This window comes from Nocardia amamiensis (genome assembly GCF_015477605.1).
Taxonomy (GTDB): domain Bacteria; phylum Actinomycetota; class Actinomycetes; order Mycobacteriales; family Mycobacteriaceae; genus Nocardia; species Nocardia amamiensis_A.
Window position 1 is genome coordinate 210,402 of sequence record NZ_JADLQX010000005.1, and the last position, 15,638, is coordinate 226,039.

The following is a 15,638-nucleotide window of genomic DNA, read 5'->3' on the forward strand; positions in this document are numbered from 1 at the left end:
AACCGGCTGCCACCGGCATCCTCAGGCCAGTGGAGATAGCTGAGTTCGGCGAATTTGAGCGAATGGTCTGTGAACTGCGGCTGACGCAGAGAGAGGCCCATTCAGGAAACCGGCGGCCAACTGACCGGAACAGCTCGAGCTCTGTTCACGGATTGGCACGGTTGCCCCAATAACGTCGAGTCCGTCGATGCTTCGGCAAGACCTACGTCAGGGGTTGCGATGGGCCACCACGAGCCTTCCCGCAGGACCATACTCACCGCGCTGGCCGCGGTGGCCGCGCTTCCGGTAGGCGGATTCACGCTGCTCGCGCCCCAGTCTCTTTCGATGCGGGCCCGGGATCTGGAGCTGATCACGGTGAGCGATCAGTCGGTGGCGGTCAGCTGGACGACCGCCGCGGCTGACCCGATCGGGCGCTGGCGGCCGGTCGAAGCGGACACCGAACTCGCACTCGGACCGGCAGATTCGCGTAAGCCGCTGCCGGTGGTGCACTTCGACGCCACACCCACCGCCTTCCACTACGTCGAAGTCACCGGGCTCGAACCCGGCCGACGCTACCGGTTGGAGGCCCGCTCACGAGGCGTGCGGGCAGTTTCCGGTATGACGATGCGCTGGTGGAATGACGAGCAGGAACATGAGTTCCGCACCCTCACACCGCCGCCAGGGCGGCTACTGCGCACTATCGCGCTGGCCAATGACCTGCACTTCGGCGAGGAGGTGAGCGGCGAGATCGTGGCCGCACTGCCGACCGGTGTGCGGCAGGAGCCCGGGATGGACCCGTATCCGGAGGTGATGCTGGACGCGCTGCTGACCGACCTGCGCGAGCCGGATCGCAACGTCGACCACCTGGTGCTGGCAGGCGACCTCACCAATGCAGGCACCCCGACGGAATCTCGCAATCTGAGGCGCCGACTGGACGATTGGGGCAACTTCGGCCGAGACCTGTTGGTGTGCCGCGGTAATCACGACCGGCCGCGGGTCGGTGCGGATTGGCGGTCGGGTCGGCGACTGCCAGGGACCCAGCACCACGACTGCTGGGGCCCGCACTTCCTGCCCCGACAGCGACTATTCAGCTACAACCTGGACGGGTTGCGGGTGATCGGGCTCGACACCACCGATCTCGACGGCTCCGGCGGGCGCATCGACGCCGAGCAGGTGTCCCGGCTGCGCAGCGTGCTGCGCGACGAACCCGACCAGCCGACACTGGTTTTCGGCCACCATCCAGTGACTCGGGAGTCGGGGATGACCAACCTCGGCGGTCCCGGCTTCGTACTCAACCGGCACGACGCGGCCACCTTGCACCAGCTCTACGGGCGCTCTCCCGGTGTATTCCTGCACCACAGCGGGCACACGCACCGCAATCGACGCACACGCCCGGACACCCCCATCCCGGTGGAGTTCCTGGAGGTGTCCTCGATCAAGGAATACCCCGCCGGCTACTCGCTGCTGCGGCTGTACGAGGGCGGGTACATGGTCACCTTCCAGACCACCCGCACGGCCGCCGCCCGGCGCTGGAGCACCCGCACCCGCACCCAGTTGTTCGGGCTGCAGCCACGCTACAGCCTGGGATCACTCGCCGACCGAAACCATGTGGTGCGCCGCGATCTTTCCGGGGTCGAGCAGGTATCTCACCCACGCAAGGCCGCCCCTGCGGCCCATCAGTGCCAGCACCGTGGACTGCGCACCGCCGCCCAGCGATAACAGGCACCGTCGGTAATCGTGCGAACTGACAGAGCCTTGCCCGACGTCCCTGCCGCAGTCCCTGGAAAGCGGCACGCCTGTTCCCAACTTCTGTGTCGGACCGCTGGGACTACCAAGAGTGATCCCGCGGCAGCGGCGATTACCGGCGAGGCATTTTGTTCGACGGCACCGGGCGTATTGGATCCGATGTTCGCGTGTCTCCATCCGGACTGGCGAGACTTCGTTCCAGAGCGGTGAACGCCGCGATCGCCTCGGGTGACTCGAAGGCCCGGTTGCGGCGGCCGACGGTGAGCTGGCGCAGGATTCCGGCTTCGGTCAGACGCTCGACGGCGGCGTTCGTGGCGGGAAAACTGCGTCCGATCAGTGCTGCCGCGGTAGCGACAGTGAGGATCGGGGCTCCGACGAGCTTGCCGAGGAGCAGGTCCAGCGCGGAGTTCGTCCGCACCGGCGCCACTCGATCCCGCCAGGAACTCTGCAACTCAGCGGCCTTCACTTCGAAAGCGGTCGCGTTTTCGGCTGCACGGGTGCAGGCGGCGGCGAAGCGTGCCACCCAGGTGTTCAGGTCGTAGATGGCCTGCTCGGAATCGGGCGCACCGATGTATCGAAAGCGATTCAGACCGTCGATGTAGCTGTCGCTCCACGTGGCGAGGATCAGCGACACGGGCGCGACAACGCGTTCGGCTACTCCACGGCGGCGCAGTATCAGATGGATCAACGCTCGACCGGTTCGGCCATTGCCGTCGATGAACGGGTGGATCGTCTCGAATTGCGCGTGCGCAATGGCGGCTTGCGCGACGGCAGGCAGGTCATCACTGTTGCAGAAGGCGACCAGGTCCTTCATCAGTTCGGGTACATATTCCTGCGGCGGTGGCACGAACACGGCCGAGCAGGGATTGAAGGAGCTGCCGCCAATCCAATTCTGCACCTCCCGAAGACATCCGCCGTGCTGTGCCAGTCTGGTGCCGGCTAACAGCCGTCGATGAACCTCGAGCAGAACATCCTCGGTAAGCGGCTCACCACGGCCGACCGTATTGGCGGCGACCGCCATCGCGTCGATATTCGCCAGTACCTCGGCGGCCGTCACATCGGATGATTCCCCTTCCAGCTGGCGCGCCGCCTCCGCGCGCAGAAGTCGCCGCGCGCCGACTACGAGGCCCTCGATGCGCGACGATGCGATGGCCTCGGCGCGCAACAGCAATCGAGACAACGCTTCCGTCTCCACGAGTGCTTTCGCCTCGGTGTCGAGACGCGTGATTGCCACCTCCGCGTCAACGACGTCGGCGGCGGTCTCGCTGGTCAGAACAATGCGGCGGCCAACCAGCGGATCCGGCAGGTACACCCGATATGTCCCAGAGCCGCGATCCCTGCGAGACAGGCCACCGCCATCCAGGTTGCCAGCCCAGCTCCGCTGCGCAAACTTAGCCATGACACCTCCTTATTAAAGGTTACCCGTTAACCTTTAATAAGGAGCGCATCTACAGACGAGAGGCACGGACACGGTGTGAGTCCGCGCCCTCGTCGGCTTGTTATCGGGCGCGCTCAGCGCGAGCTCACCAGGAGCCCTCGGGCACCGGCCGCACTGGTCGACGGGGCGCCGCCGACCTCCACACCGCCTCCGTACCGGCGATGTTCCCGCCAACTCAACTGGTCACGCAGCCCGGCTGGAGTATCGGATTGCTGCACAACGCTGAGACGCACTGGTAGACCGAGGACACACTGAACGATATCGACATGTGGGCCCGGAGCAGTGCGCCTTGACCGCGCCGAAACGAGAAATTCGCGGCAGTCGCCCGATGCGACGGCGGGTCGGCGACAGCATTCGCTCTCGGGTTGCCGAAACCGCATGTCGAATCGAATTACCTTACTGCCCAATCGGTTCCACATTGTGGACAATCTCACAAGGTTTGCCTTGACGATCGTGCAGTCGCTACCAATAGTGCGTTCGGTTCACACGACACGACGTTCGATTCGTCCACGTCGGGGGGTATCGGGGGTCGGGAGGGAGAATGAATTCAATGTTCTATCGCGCTGCAATGCGTATCGGTCGTAAGGCGCTCATCGGTGCGCTGCCGCTGGCCGTGGCGACTACGTTCGCCGGTGCCGGAACCGCATCGGCCACCAACTACGCCGATCAGCAGGCGCGGTTGGCCCAGGCGATCTCGACGTCGGGCACGTCCGCGGACATCGGCTACCACACCACGGTCGCGCCGGACCTGCGCAGCGTGTCCGCCACGCTGGATGCAGGCACGTTCCAGCTCGGCGAGGCCTCGATCAAGGTCGTGAACAAGGCCGGCGCGGCGGTCACCGAGGTTCCGCGCACGCTGGCCACGCCGTCCGGTGCCACCATCGCCCTGGATGCCAAGGTGTCCGAAGACGGCCGCACGCTGTCGGTGACGACACCTGAGGTCTCGGCGGCGACGGGGGCGGAGCTGAAGGACATCGCGACCAATCCGGGGGCGCAGTACCCGGATCCGGTCATGAACGGTGCGGCCGCGGGCGCGGGCGTCGGTGCGGTCGTCGCGCTCATCACCTGCATTCCGACCGTGGCGGCCTTCGTCGTCGGTTACGTGCTGTGCGCCGCGGTCGGCGTGGTGACCACCGCCATCCTGGGTGCCGTGGTCGGCGCGGTCGTGGGTACGGTCGCGCCCGATGTCATTCCGCAGGTGCTGCCCTGACAATCAGCGCTTGACCTGCTGAGCTGAAGTCGCGAAAGGCGCTGCGGCGGAAACCATCCGCCGCAGCGCCTTTCTTCAGGTCGTCCGCGATTCGATACTCGGCGCAGGCTCGATGGTCACACCGTCGCCGCGCGGGAGTCGACGGGAAGATCACATCGGGTACACCGGGTGCTTGCGCGGGTTGAACTCCGGCTTGACCGGCGGCTTGTCCCGCAACAGGCGCAGCGCGTTCCGGATCTCCAGACGGGTGCGCGCCGGTTCGATGACCGCGTCGATGTAGCCGCGTTCGGCGGCGATCCACGGGGTGGCGATGGTCTCGTTGTACTGGTTGATCATGAATTCGCGCGCCGCTGCCCGATGCTCCTCCGGCACCGCCGCCAATTGCCGCTTGCCGATGAGGTCGACCGCGCTGTCGGCGCCGATCACCGCGATCCGGGCCGTCGGCCAGGCGAAACTGATATCGGCGCCCACCTGTCGGGCCGCCATCATGCCGTAGGCGCCACCGTAGGACTTGCGCACGACCAGGTTGATGATCGGGACCGTCGCCTCGATGATCGCGCGCGGGACCCGCCCGCCGCGGATGATCACACCGTTGGCTTCCTGCTCGAGGCCCGGCAGCACGCCCGGGGTGTCCGCGACGAACACCAGCGGGATATTGAACGCGTCGCACAGCCGGATGAAGTAGGTCGACTTGTCCGAGCAGGCGGCGTCGATGGAACCACCCAGCACCAACGGCTGGTTGGCGATCACACCGACCGGATAGCCGTCGACCCTGGCGAACCCGGTGATCAGATTCGGGGCGAACGCGGCGCGGATTTCGTGGAATTCACCGTCGTCGAAGATCCGCAGCAGGATCTCATGCATGTCGTAACCGGCGCGATCGGAATCCGGGATGATCGTGTCGAGCTCCCGATCGGCAGCAGTGATCTCCGGCTCCAGGCCGGGGTTCACAATCGGCGGCTGCTCGAGGCAGCTCGTCGGCATATAGCTCAGGTAGTTGCGCGCCCACTCGTAGGCTTCCTGCTCGGTGTCGGCCACGTGATGCAGGGTGCCGCGTTCGGCCTGTACCTTGGCGCCACCGAGCTCCTCGGCGGTGACGTCCTCACCGTTGACGGCTTTGATCACCTCCGGCCCGGTGACGAACATGTAGGAATCCTTGGTGCCGATGAGCACGTCGGTGTTGATCGGCCCGTACACCGAACCCGCTGCGCACTTGCCGAGAATGATCGACACCTGTGGCACATACCCGGACAGTTTCTCCAACACCCGGGAAATATCACCGAACGAAGCGATCGAACCCACGGCGTCCTGGATACGCGCACCGCCGGAATCATTGATCGTCACCACCGGGCATGCGTTGTCGAACGCGAGTTGCAGTGCCCGCATGAACTTGCGGGCGGACGTGATACCGACCGACCCGCCGTACACGGTCTGATCGTGGGCGATCACCACCACCGGACGGCCCCCGATCAGACCGCGACCGGTGACCAGCCCGTCACCGTAGAGAGCATCCGGTCGGCCGGGCTCACGAGCCAACGCACCGGTCTCGATGAACGTCCCGCGGTCGAGCAGCATGTCCACACGCTGGCGAACGCTCGGAACGCCCTTCTTCTCCCGCTTGGCGACACCGGCCTCACCCGCCGGTTCCGCGGCGATCGTCAGGATCTTGACCAGTTCATCAAGCTTCGCCTCGGTACCTGTCACGCTCGCCGCCACCTTCCGAACCAACTGTTGTGCCCCCGCGACGTTAAGCGGTATCGACACAGAACGCGTCATTGAACTGGATATCCGGGACAAATCACAGCCGAGGCCGGCCACACATCACATCCTCGACAGTCCGAACACAGTCGGAGGAAGGACTGGCAATACGCCGTCCCAGTGCGGTGAACGCGGTGATCGCTTCGGGCGAGTCGAGAGCCCGGTTGCGGCGGCCGACGGTCCTCTATAGAAGCCGAGGGCACGGACTCGGTGTGAGTCCGTGCCCTCGGTGTCTTGTTATCCGGGTGCGCTCACGAAGAGCGCGAGCTCACCAGGAGCTCTTGTGCACGCCCGGCAGCTCGCCCCGGTGCGCCATTTCGCGCAGGCACACGCGGCAGAGGCCGAACTTGCGGTAGACCGCGTGCGGGCGGCCGCACCGCTGGCAGCGGGTGTAGGCGCGGACCGCGAACTTCGGCTTCGCGTTGGCTTTGTTGACCAGTGCTTTCTTTGCCATGTGGTCAGTTCTCCTTGAACGGGAAGCCGAGGTGCTTGAGCAGGGCACGGCCTTCTTCGTTGTTGGTCGCGGTGGTCACCACGGTGATGTCCATACCACGCGGGCGGTCGATCTTGTCCACGTCGATCTCGTGGAACATCGACTGCTCGCTCAGGCCGAACGTGTAGTTGCCGTTGCCGTCGAACTGCTTCGGCGACAGGCCGCGGAAGTCGCGGATACGCGGCAGCGCGATGGACACCAGGCGGTCGAGGAACTCCCACATCCGGTCGCCGCGCAGGGTGACCTTGGCACCGATCGGCATGCCCTCACGCAGCTTGAACTGCGCGATGGACTTGGTCGCCTTGCGGATCTGCGGCTTCTGGCCGGTGATCAGGGCCAGGTCCTCGACGGCGCCGTTGATCAGCTTGGCGTCGCGGGCGGCGTCACCGACACCCATGTTGACGACGACCTTCACCACGCCCGGGATCTGCATCACGTTGGCGTAGTTGAACTCGTTGTTCAGCGCGTCCTTGATTTCCTCGCGGTAGCGCTGCTTCAGCCGGGGCTGCACTTTTTCGGTCGTGGTCATGTCAGATGTCCTTCCCGTTCTTCCGGGAGATCCGGACCCGCTTGCCGCTCTCGTCGTCGGTCCGATAGCCGACCCGGGTCGGCTTGCCGTCGGAGTCGACGACCATCACGTTGGACACGTGGATCGGAGCTTCCTGGGTCACGATCCCGCCCGAGGAGGCGCCGCGCTGGGTGGCGGAGTTCGCGACGTGCTTCTTGATCCGGTTCACGCCCTCGACGAGAACCCGGTTCTCCTTCGGGTAGGCCTGGATGACCTTGCCCTTGGCACCCTTGTCCTTGCCCGAGATGACGAGCACGGTGTCGCCCTTGTGCACCTTCATGTCAGAGCACCTCCGGGGCCAGCGAAACGATCTTCATGAACTTCTTGTCGCGCAGCTCGCGGCCGACCGGGCCGAAGATGCGGGTGCCACGCGGGTCGTTGTCCGCCTTGATGAGCACGGCCGCGTTCTCGTCGAAACGGATGTAGGAACCGTCCGGACGGCGGCGCTCCTTGGTGGTGCGCACGACGACGGCCTTGACGACGTCACCCCGCTTCACGTTGCCGCCCGGGATGGCGTCCTTCACGGTAGCGACGATGACATCGCCGATACCGGCATAGCGACGCGACGAACCGCCGAGAACGCGGATGCAGAGGATCTCCTTCGCACCCGTGTTGTCGGCGACGCGCAGTCGCGACTCCTGCTGAATCACTTCAGCGTCCTCCTTGACCTGGACGTTTAGCACGCCGGATTGCCGACCCGACGGGCATGGTCGGTTGCCCTCCGGACGCGCGCCTGCCAGCGGTTCTTCCTCGATCTGAGCGATAACGCGGAACCAACCACTGGGGGTTCACTGCCGGATTGCGGGCATAGCTCCCGCAGGCAACCGGTCTAGTGTATGGGAATCCGCAGGTCGTTCCCAAATCGGGCGGTCACCGAAGCGCGGGCGTCCGCACCAGGGCCGCGTTTCCGGGCTCGACCGGCCCCACGCCGGTAGCCTCGGTGTCCTGCAAGGCTGCCTTACGTACATCTGCGGCAACGCCGCGTCGGGGAGAGGACTCTCGTGACATCAACCGGTCGTCCAGGCAAGCTGGACCGTCGTGCGTTCCTGATCGCGCTCGGAGCGGTCCCGGCCGCCGCCGCGCTGGTCGCCTGCTCGAACGAAGCCGAACCGGCGAGCCGGACGCTCACCGGTGTCGACATGACCGGGGCGGACGAGACGATCCGGCCGCAGGACGACCTGTACCGGCACGTCAACGGGCAGTGGTTGCGGGAGTACCAGCTGCCGCCGGACAAAGTCTCCTTCGGCTCGACGAGCGAGGCCGCCGAGCGCACCCAGCAGCAGTTGCGGGAGATCATCGAGAGCATCCAGGACCCGGAACCCGGCTCGGAAGCCCAGCAGATCAAGGACCTGTACGACGCGCGCCTGGACTGGGACGAGATCGAAAAGCTCGGCATGACTCCGCTCGGGGGGCTGTTCGCCAAGATCGATGGCGCCGCGACCAAGGCGGACCTGGCGAAGGTGATGGCCGAGCTGCCGATCGGCGGGCTGATCGGCCTGGGCATCGGCGTCGACCGGAAGAACTCCGACGCCTACATTCCTTCGGTCGGCCAGTCCGGCCTCGGACTCGGTGAGCAGTACTACCGGAAGCCCGAGTACGCCGAGGTGCTCGCGCAATATCGGGTCTTCCTCGAGCGCATCGCGGCGGGCGCCGGGTTCGCCGACCCGGCTGGTATCGCTCAGCGGGTGTTCGACCTGGAGAAGCGCATCGCGCCCGCGCACTGGGACAACGTGCGCAACCGCGACACCGACGCGACGTACAACTTGTACAGCTGGGCCGACATGACCGCACTCGCGCCGGGATTCCACTGGGACCCATGGCTTGCGGGGAACACCGACCGCCCGCGCGAACTGTTCGCGAAGATGGTGGTCAACCAGCCGTCCTACCTGACGGCGGCGGGTCAGCTGTGGACCGAGGTCGACATCGCCACCTGGCGGGACTATCTCAAGCTGTACGTGCTGCGAGAATTCGCGCCATACCTGCCCAAGGCCGTCAACGACGCGAATTTCGATTTCCGGGGCAGGGTGCTCAACGGTCAGGACGAGCGCCCGGAACGCTGGAAGTACGGGGTCGGCATCGTCGACGAACGGCTCGGCGAACAGCTCGGAAAACTGTATGTGGACAAGCACTTTCCGCCGGACGCCAAAGAGCGCGCCAAGGAGATGCTCGCCGACGTCATCGCGGCCTACCGGGAGAACTTCACCAACTCCACCTGGATGTCGCCCGCGACCAGGGCGGCTTCGCTGGCGAAACTGGACAAGATCGATCCCAAGATCGGCTACCCGGACAAGTGGGTCGACTACTCCAAGCTGAAGGTCACCAGGGGCAAGCTGATCGAATCTTTGCTCGCCATCAATGAATTCGAGGTCAAGCGTGCCTTCGCACGCCTGGGCACCCCGGTCGACAAGACCGAATGGGGAATGTCGCCGCAGACGGTGAACGCCTACTACTCGGCGACCTCCAACCAGATCGTCTTCCCGGCCGCCTACCTCCAGCCACCGTTCTTCGACAAGGACGCGCTGCCCGCGGTCAATTTCGGCGCGGTCGGGTCGACCATCGGTCACGAAATCGGCCACGGCTTCGACGACCAGGGCTCCAAGTACGACGGCGACGGCAACCGCCGCGACTGGTGGACTCCCGAGGACCGCGCCGCGTTCGACGCAAAAGCCAAACAGCTGGTCGGGCAGTACAACGTGCTGGTCCCGGAGGGCCTCGAGCCGAACCAGCACGTCAACGGCGAACTCACCGTCGGGGAGAACCTCGCCGACGTCCGCGGACTGCAGATCACGCTGGCTGCCTTCCGCATCGCCGAGAAACGCCGCGGAATCGACAACCCCGACTACCGCACCATGTTCCTGTCCTGGGCCCGCAGCTGGCGGGAAAAGCAGACGCCGGAACTCACCGTCCGCTTACTCGCCGGCGACACCCACTCCCCCGCCGAATTCCGCTGCAACCAGGTCGTGCGCAACCTGGAGGAGTTCTACAAGACCTTCGAAGTGAAGGAAGGCGACAAACTCTTCCTGCCCGCCGATCAGCGCGTCACTTTCTAATCGCCGAGTGGAGTGGAGTGGTGGCTCAGGTGAGCCCGGCAGCCACCATTTCGCTGCGCTCGATCGATCGCGCTCTGGATGGGCGCAGTGAAGTGGTGCGGGTGGTGGTAGACGTCGGCCGCGGTGGCGTAGTAGATAGTCCAGCCTTCGGTGGTCAGCCAGTTGTGGCGCGGATTGTCACGCATTGCGGCACCTGGTCCGGAATGCCACTCGGCGCTGTCGTATTCGAGGCCGATCCGCCAAAGCCGCCAGGCGAGATCGATGCGGCGGAGTCCATCCGGGGTCCGCACCTCGAGTTGCGGCTCGGGCGGCGGCAGGCCCGCGTCGATGCAGCGCAGCCGGGCGCGCGACTCCATGGGCGACTCGGCCCGGCCGTCCGCCAGCTCGATCAGCTCGGCAGCCTGTCGACGACCGCGCCGGCCGGTGTGCTTGTTGATTTCGTCGGCGATCGCGCTGCGCGAGGTCCCGGTGCGCAGCGCGGCATCCAGTGTTGCCAGCGCGTCCATGCGGGTCAGGATGCGGGCTAGGTCCGCGGCGGTTCGAACGGCATTGGTGACCGCTGTCGCGTGGACCAACTCCAGCTCCGCGGGATCGACTCGATCGCGATGCACGACGAGCCGGTCGGAGCGTGAGCCTTGGATACCGAGCACATCGGTCGGCTGGTCCGCGAGAACGGCGAACCCGTGCAGCTCGGCGGCTGTGTTGTAGGCCGCGGCCAGCGAAACCAGCCCCATGGACAAACGTGCGGCTTCGACTCGAAGTTCGGGTGATGGTGGGGTTATTGCCTCGCGGTACACCCCCCGGAAGACCCGCACCCATTGCCCGCGGTCGATCCGAGCACGTAGCTCCGCGCGCGTATATTCGCACAGCACCTGCCGCGCGGTGAACACGCCGAACTGCTTGTCACGCAACTGCTCCAAGCCGGATCGCATGCATCCAGCCTGCTTCGCCTCCCACACCCCCACCACCGCCCCGCCCGCCCCTGTGCATACTCGGCCGGATGTGGATTGCTCAGCGAGCGTAGTGAAAAGGTGGTGCTGGACGACGCAGGAGCCACCATTCGACTCCCGTCACGAAAGCAGGCCGGTGATGAGGGCGCGGAGGCCGGGTTCGTAGGTGTTCTGGGCGGGACGAACCCTCCGACATCATGTCGATCGGCCTGCGTCACGGCACCCGCCAGGAGCGCGTAGCAGCCGGCTGGCCCGCGCGCACCCGGTTCCCGCACACCGTCTATACGTGGGCGGGAATCGGACCGTGCAGCGCAACGTCCGATAACCGCCGGACCCGCGATAGGCCGACCGCGAGACTGGCCACATGACGCGGACTACCAGCGACCCGATGACCGTGCTGACCCGAATGTACGAGGCCGAGGCGGAATACCTGGCGGCAGGCGGCCCCGGCGCCGCCTCGTTCGACCTGCTCGCCCCGTTCTTCTCCCCTACCGTGGTGCTCTATCAGGCCGAGAGCCTGCCGTACGGCGGAACCTGGCGCAATCACGACGGCATGGAGCGCTTCTTCCTCGCGATGAGCAACACCTGGGAGAAGTTCGACCTTCTCGATCAACGATTCCTGGCGACCGGCGACGCCACGGTGGTGCACACCGAAGTGCACGCGCGTGCACGCGCAACAGGCCGGGAACTCTCCTTCGCGATCCTGCAGACGATCACCTTCGCCGACGGCCGGATCGCCGAGGTGTACCCCTTCTACTGGGATACCGCGGCGATCGCGGCCGCATGTGGAGTGATGGACTCGTAGCCAAGGGCCGCGACCGCTTTCGGCCATTCGTGGGCGAGTTCGAGCAGATAACGCAACTCCCCCTCACGATCGCGAGGTTCCAGCACCGCGCCCCGAGCCGGGAAGGCAGCTGCCGGTGCGTTGCCTGCACGCTTCGCTCGCACGGCTCGTGCCAGTTGGCGCGCATAGCCATGCACATCGGACTCGATCGCGACGGGCGAAGCAGATTCGGAAACATACGGTTTCAGGTGCAGCAGTGCATCCCAGATTTCGACGGTCATCCGGTACTGCCGGGAGTCCGGATCCAATGGCGTCAACCGGTCGTCGCGAAGGACGACTTCCGGCACGGCGGCGGTCAGGTCGCGCCACAGTGGACGCAGGCGACGGCAGGTGCGTCCGGTCCGATCCCATCCTGTCCGCGCCAGCAGCACGGTGACCAAGGGGATCGCGGTCAAGAGTGTGAGCACGGATTGTATGAGGTAGGCCACGACAGCCGCCGCCGTGCCCGACTCACTCGGCGGCGTGCCGGCCACTGCGCGGCCGATCATGATCGCAAACGAGGCCGACCAGTAGATCGAGAATGCGAATAACGCGGCGTAAGTGAGCCTTTCGCGCGTTGGGGAGCCTTCGGCTCGCAGCTCGCGAATACAGGCACGCCCCAAGTGGAACCCACAGAAGGCCGCCGGTACCGCCGAAAGCATCCAGACCGCTTCGGTGTAGTCGATCCCGAAAGCTCCCCGGACGACCAGCGTGCCGAGTATCAGCGAGATGGCGACGACGGCGGATATCGAATCGTATCGGCGCTGACGTCGGCGCGCGCTCCCCGGGTCGGCGCCGTCGAGCAGCCGGGCCATCCCGTAGAAACTGGCGATCCCCATCAGCGCAGCGCCAAGGTATAGAGACCGCCCGAGGTCGGGACGATGCAATTCGACCGCGGCCTGATACAGCAGGATGGCAGCGACATCCCAGCTCCACGTCCGGTTGATCAGCCGATCGGTGCTCGTCTCGTTCACCAGAAGCCACCGCCCCACGGTCATGAGGGCGACGAAGACGACGACCGACAGCACCACCGAAGCAGGAACAGCGTTCATCGCGCTCGACAGTAGGTTCTCGGGCGGTCCGGGTCCAGCTCCCAACTAATCGCATAGAGCGTTCGACCCGCAACGGATGAGCAGCGCAACGCGGGAGACACAGGGTGGTGGAAGCTCGCCGGCCTTCCACGTCGGAGGCGTTGCCGTGCGACTACGTTCGCAGCAGCGGATCACCGATCAGCGTGATCGCGCTCGGCTGCGGTTTCCCGGCCTGGCAGCTCGCGGCCGCAACGGCTTTCGGCCATTCGCGGGCCAGATCCAGCATGCTCCGCAACTCGGCGGACCGGTCAGCGCCCGCGAAGCCGGTGGTACCGCTCTGCCCAGCCTGTGCGATCGGTCGTACCCCGAGCGCTTTGGCCCGCGCCGCCAATCCGATCTGGCGAGCATAGCTACGGGTATCGGCTTCGTCGACAGCGGTCGTGTAGTGCTTCAGGTGCAACAAGGCGTCTCTGATTTCGACTGTCATGCGATAGAGGCGGGAAGCTGACTCCGGGCGTGCCGAACCGGCTTGAACCAGAACGACTTCCGGCACCGCGGCCGTCAGATCACGGTGCAGCCGGCGCAGTCGGCGGCAGTGCCGCCCCGCGCGGTCCAGTTCCGTCCGCGCGAGAAAGATTTTCAGCAGCGGTATCCCGGACAGAGCGGCAAGAAAGACCAGCACGATGAAAGCCCCAGCTGCCCATGCCGCCCCCGGATCCTCAGGCTGAGTTCCGAACGCCGTGCGCACTGCCGTGGCCGCACACGCAACGATGACGTAGACGCCGACGACGCACAGCGCGAGGTACGCCAGCTGTTCCCGCCGCGGTGGATCCGCTGTCCGGAGGTCGCGCACCGCGGTGCGCGCGAGCAACACCCCGCACAACGTACAGCCCACGCTCGAGGCGGACCAGGCCATTCCACTCCAGTCCACGGCCCGATCGATCGGAATGCCCGGGATCGACGGCAGCGAGTAGACAGCGGCCACCGCGACGGCCGCCAGGTTGTAGCGGCGCTGGCGCTGGTCGGCTGCCTGCCAATCGGCTCCGTCGAGCAATCTTGCCAAACCGTATACATTCGCCAACGCCATTTGGCTGCCGCAAGCGAACAAGTGCCATGCCAGACTGTCGAGGCCGAAACTGCGGGCGAGCCCATACAGCGCCAGCGCACCGAGATCCCAAGTCAGCGCGTGATTGATTCGATGGTCAATAGTTGTGTCGTTCACGAAAAACCATCGGGCCAAGGCAACAAGCCCCACCGAGAGGACGACCGTGGTCATGATCCACGGGGGTACATCGTTCATCGAGGGTCGAGCCTAGAGCCGCGTCGCGCGTGGCACTACCCTGAGCAGAACCCCGGCGCGAGAACCGACCCGATGAGGGTCCCGGCTGGCGCGGCGCACCAGATGCACACAACGGTTCCCGGACCGATCAGGTCGTCCCGCAGCAGCTTTCCGCCATTCATGTGCGAGTTCGAGCAGGTATTGCAGCTCCCCCGCTCGACCGCGCGGTTCCGTCTGCGTCACGCTGCGAGCGGGGAACTCCAGGGCAGGGCCAGCGCCTTCGCGCTTCGCCCGCACGGCTTGCGCCAGCTGGAGTGCGTAGCCGCGCAGGTCGTTGCCGATCTCCGCGGGTGCGCCGCACTCGGGGGCTATCGGCAGATACGGCTTGAGATGCAGCAGGGCATCCCAGATCTCCACGGTCATCCGGTACAGCCGAGAGGCGGACGCCCTTGGAAGCGAATCATCATGGAACAGGACGACTTCCGGCACCACAGCGGTCAGGTCGCGCCACAGCGGCCGCAGTCGACGGCAGGCTCGACCGGTCCGGTCCCATCCTGCCCGCGCGACCAGGGCGGTGATCAACGGGATCGCGGTCAGTAGAGTCACAACGGCAAGCATGAGGAAGGCCAACACGGCCCACACCGCCCCAGGGTCGCTCGGCGGAGTACCGGCGATCGACCGGACGAGTGCGATCACCGATGAGACCGACCAGTAGACCGAAAACGCGAGCAACGCCGTGTAGGTGATTCTCTCCTTCGTCGAGGAGCCCGCGATGCGCAGCTCACGCAAACAGGCGCGGCCGACCAGGAACCCACTGAAGGCCATCGGAACCGCCGTCAGTGCCCAGATGAATTCGGTGTATTCCATCGGCAAAGCACCGCGCACGACGGGTTCACCGATTACCACCGAAATGGCGGCCGCGGCGGACATCGCATCGTATCGGCGCTGTCGTCGGTGGGCCGTCTCCGTATCGACGCCGTCGACGAGTCGAGCCAGCCCGTATATTTTGCCGACAGCCATCAGACCACCGCCGAGAAACAGCCGCCGCCCGAGGTCGGGGCTATGTGCTGCGGATGCGATCCCGGACAGCAGCAGACCGAGCAGATTCCAGCTCCACGCACGATTGATCAGCCGATCGGTCGCTGTCTCGTTGACCAGGAGCCACCGCCCGACCGTTACGACGGTGACCAGAACGACGACCGACACCATCACCGAAGGCGGAACAGTGTTCATCGCCGTCGACAGTAGGGCTTGGGATGAACCCCGGCCAACTCGCGGAATCCACCCTTCCCACCACCCCAGCGGTATCTAGT

Annotated in this window: 14 protein-coding genes; 4 read left to right on the plus strand and 10 right to left on the minus strand. The window is 65.7% G+C overall.

Features of this window, described 5'->3' with window-relative positions:
• Window positions 1-219: 219 nt before the first annotated feature.
• Window positions 220-1,698 carry a metallophosphoesterase gene (locus tag IU459_RS09000; RefSeq protein WP_195129015.1) on the plus strand — a complete coding sequence of 493 codons (1,479 nt, stop codon included), beginning with the start codon at window positions 220-222 and terminating at the stop codon, window positions 1,696-1,698.
• 139 nt (window positions 1,699-1,837) lie between these two features.
• Here IU459_RS09000 and IU459_RS09005 read toward each other — a convergent pair whose 3' ends face one another.
• Window positions 1,838-3,037, minus strand: a complete 1,200-nt coding sequence (locus tag IU459_RS09005; RefSeq protein ID WP_324198800.1) for a Fic family protein — start codon at window positions 3,035-3,037, stop codon at window positions 1,838-1,840.
• Between the two features lie 694 nt (window positions 3,038-3,731).
• Between IU459_RS09005 and IU459_RS09010 the strand changes: the two genes are divergently transcribed.
• Window positions 3,732-4,373: a hypothetical protein gene (locus IU459_RS09010; RefSeq protein ID WP_195129017.1), complete on the plus strand. Its 642-nt coding sequence runs from the start codon at window positions 3,732-3,734 to the stop codon at window positions 4,371-4,373.
• Between the two features lie 150 nt (window positions 4,374-4,523).
• On the opposite strand, the gene IU459_RS09015 is transcribed toward IU459_RS09010, so the two are convergent.
• The 5 genes from IU459_RS09015 to rplN all read right to left on the minus strand — a co-directional run bounded on the left by IU459_RS09015 (window position 4,524) and on the right by rplN (window position 7,842).
• Window positions 4,524-6,077 (minus strand): acyl-CoA carboxylase subunit beta, encoded by a 1,554-nt coding sequence (locus IU459_RS09015; RefSeq protein ID WP_195129018.1) that lies wholly within the window; start codon window positions 6,075-6,077, stop codon window positions 4,524-4,526.
• Between the two features lie 322 nt (window positions 6,078-6,399).
• Window positions 6,400-6,585 carry a type Z 30S ribosomal protein S14 gene (locus IU459_RS09020; RefSeq protein WP_014981705.1) on the minus strand — a complete coding sequence of 62 codons (186 nt, stop codon included), beginning with the start codon at window positions 6,583-6,585 and terminating at the stop codon, window positions 6,400-6,402.
• Window positions 6,586-6,589: 4 nt separating this feature from the next.
• The gene (rplE, locus tag IU459_RS09025; RefSeq protein WP_039822453.1) at window positions 6,590-7,153 is read right to left on the minus strand and encodes a 50S ribosomal protein L5; all 564 of its coding nucleotides are present in this window, start codon (window positions 7,151-7,153) and stop codon (window positions 6,590-6,592) included.
• Between the two features lies 1 nt (window position 7,154).
• A complete protein-coding gene (gene rplX / locus IU459_RS09030) occupies window positions 7,155-7,472 on the minus strand; it encodes a 50S ribosomal protein L24 (protein WP_195129019.1) in 318 nt (105 codons plus the stop codon).
• A 1-nt stretch (window position 7,473) separates the two neighbouring features.
• Window positions 7,474-7,842 carry a 50S ribosomal protein L14 gene (gene rplN / locus IU459_RS09035; RefSeq protein ID WP_014349098.1) on the minus strand — a complete coding sequence of 123 codons (369 nt, stop codon included), beginning with the start codon at window positions 7,840-7,842 and terminating at the stop codon, window positions 7,474-7,476.
• 351 nt (window positions 7,843-8,193) lie between these two features.
• Here rplN and IU459_RS09040 point away from each other — a divergent pair, with 351 nt between their 5' ends.
• On the plus strand, window positions 8,194-10,242 hold the full coding sequence (locus IU459_RS09040) for a M13 family metallopeptidase (RefSeq protein ID WP_324198801.1): 2,049 nt from the start codon (window positions 8,194-8,196) through the stop codon (window positions 10,240-10,242).
• On the opposite strand, the gene IU459_RS09045 is transcribed toward IU459_RS09040, so the two are convergent.
• Window positions 10,239-11,174 carry a type IV toxin-antitoxin system AbiEi family antitoxin domain-containing protein gene (locus IU459_RS09045; RefSeq protein ID WP_195129020.1) on the minus strand — a complete coding sequence of 312 codons (936 nt, stop codon included), beginning with the start codon at window positions 11,172-11,174 and terminating at the stop codon, window positions 10,239-10,241. The two genes, IU459_RS09040 and IU459_RS09045, sit on opposite strands and share 4 nt — an antisense overlap.
• Before the next feature lie 382 nt (window positions 11,175-11,556).
• Here IU459_RS09045 and IU459_RS09050 point away from each other — a divergent pair, with 382 nt between their 5' ends.
• Window positions 11,557-11,997 (plus strand): nuclear transport factor 2 family protein, encoded by a 441-nt coding sequence (locus IU459_RS09050; protein ID WP_195129021.1) that lies wholly within the window; start codon window positions 11,557-11,559, stop codon window positions 11,995-11,997.
• On the opposite strand, the gene IU459_RS09055 is transcribed toward IU459_RS09050, so the two are convergent.
• The 3 genes from IU459_RS09055 to IU459_RS09065 form a co-directional block, all read right to left on the minus strand.
• Entirely contained in the window at window positions 11,946-13,067 is a 1,122-nt protein-coding gene (locus tag IU459_RS09055; protein ID WP_195129022.1) for an MAB_1171c family putative transporter, read from the minus strand. The two genes, IU459_RS09050 and IU459_RS09055, sit on opposite strands and share 52 nt — an antisense overlap.
• Before the next feature lie 151 nt (window positions 13,068-13,218).
• Entirely contained in the window at window positions 13,219-14,346 is a 1,128-nt protein-coding gene (locus tag IU459_RS09060) for a DUF6545 domain-containing protein (protein ID WP_195129023.1), read from the minus strand.
• A 12-nt stretch (window positions 14,347-14,358) separates the two neighbouring features.
• Window positions 14,359-15,558: an MAB_1171c family putative transporter gene (locus IU459_RS09065; RefSeq protein ID WP_195129024.1), complete on the minus strand. Its 1,200-nt coding sequence runs from the start codon at window positions 15,556-15,558 to the stop codon at window positions 14,359-14,361.
• Window positions 15,559-15,638: the final 80 nt, after the last annotated feature.

What these genes read in the sequence shown, in the direction of transcription:
- IU459_RS09000 (WP_195129015.1), top strand. Translation starts at nt 220, where the DNA reads ATGGGCCACCACGAGCCTTCCCGCAGGACCATACTCACCGCGCTGGCC.
- IU459_RS09065 (WP_195129024.1), bottom strand. Translation starts at nt 15,558, where the DNA reads ATGAACACTGTTCCGCCTTCGGTGATGGTGTCGGTCGTCGTTCTGGTC.
- IU459_RS09020 (WP_014981705.1), bottom strand. Translation starts at nt 6,585, where the DNA reads ATGGCAAAGAAAGCACTGGTCAACAAAGCCAACGCGAAGCCGAAGTTC.
- IU459_RS09060 (WP_195129023.1), bottom strand. Translation starts at nt 14,346, where the DNA reads ATGAACGATGTACCCCCGTGGATCATGACCACGGTCGTCCTCTCGGTG.
- rplX (WP_195129019.1), bottom strand. Translation starts at nt 7,472, where the DNA reads ATGAAGGTGCACAAGGGCGACACCGTGCTCGTCATCTCGGGCAAGGAC.
- IU459_RS09055 (WP_195129022.1), bottom strand. Translation starts at nt 13,067, where the DNA reads ATGAACGCTGTTCCTGCTTCGGTGGTGCTGTCGGTCGTCGTCTTCGTC.
- IU459_RS09045 (WP_195129020.1), bottom strand. Translation starts at nt 11,174, where the DNA reads ATGCGATCCGGCTTGGAGCAGTTGCGTGACAAGCAGTTCGGCGTGTTC.
- IU459_RS09010 (WP_195129017.1), top strand. Translation starts at nt 3,732, where the DNA reads ATGCGTATCGGTCGTAAGGCGCTCATCGGTGCGCTGCCGCTGGCCGTG.
- rplE (WP_039822453.1), bottom strand. Translation starts at nt 7,153, where the DNA reads ATGACCACGACCGAAAAAGTGCAGCCCCGGCTGAAGCAGCGCTACCGC.
- IU459_RS09050 (WP_195129021.1), top strand. Translation starts at nt 11,557, where the DNA reads ATGACGCGGACTACCAGCGACCCGATGACCGTGCTGACCCGAATGTAC.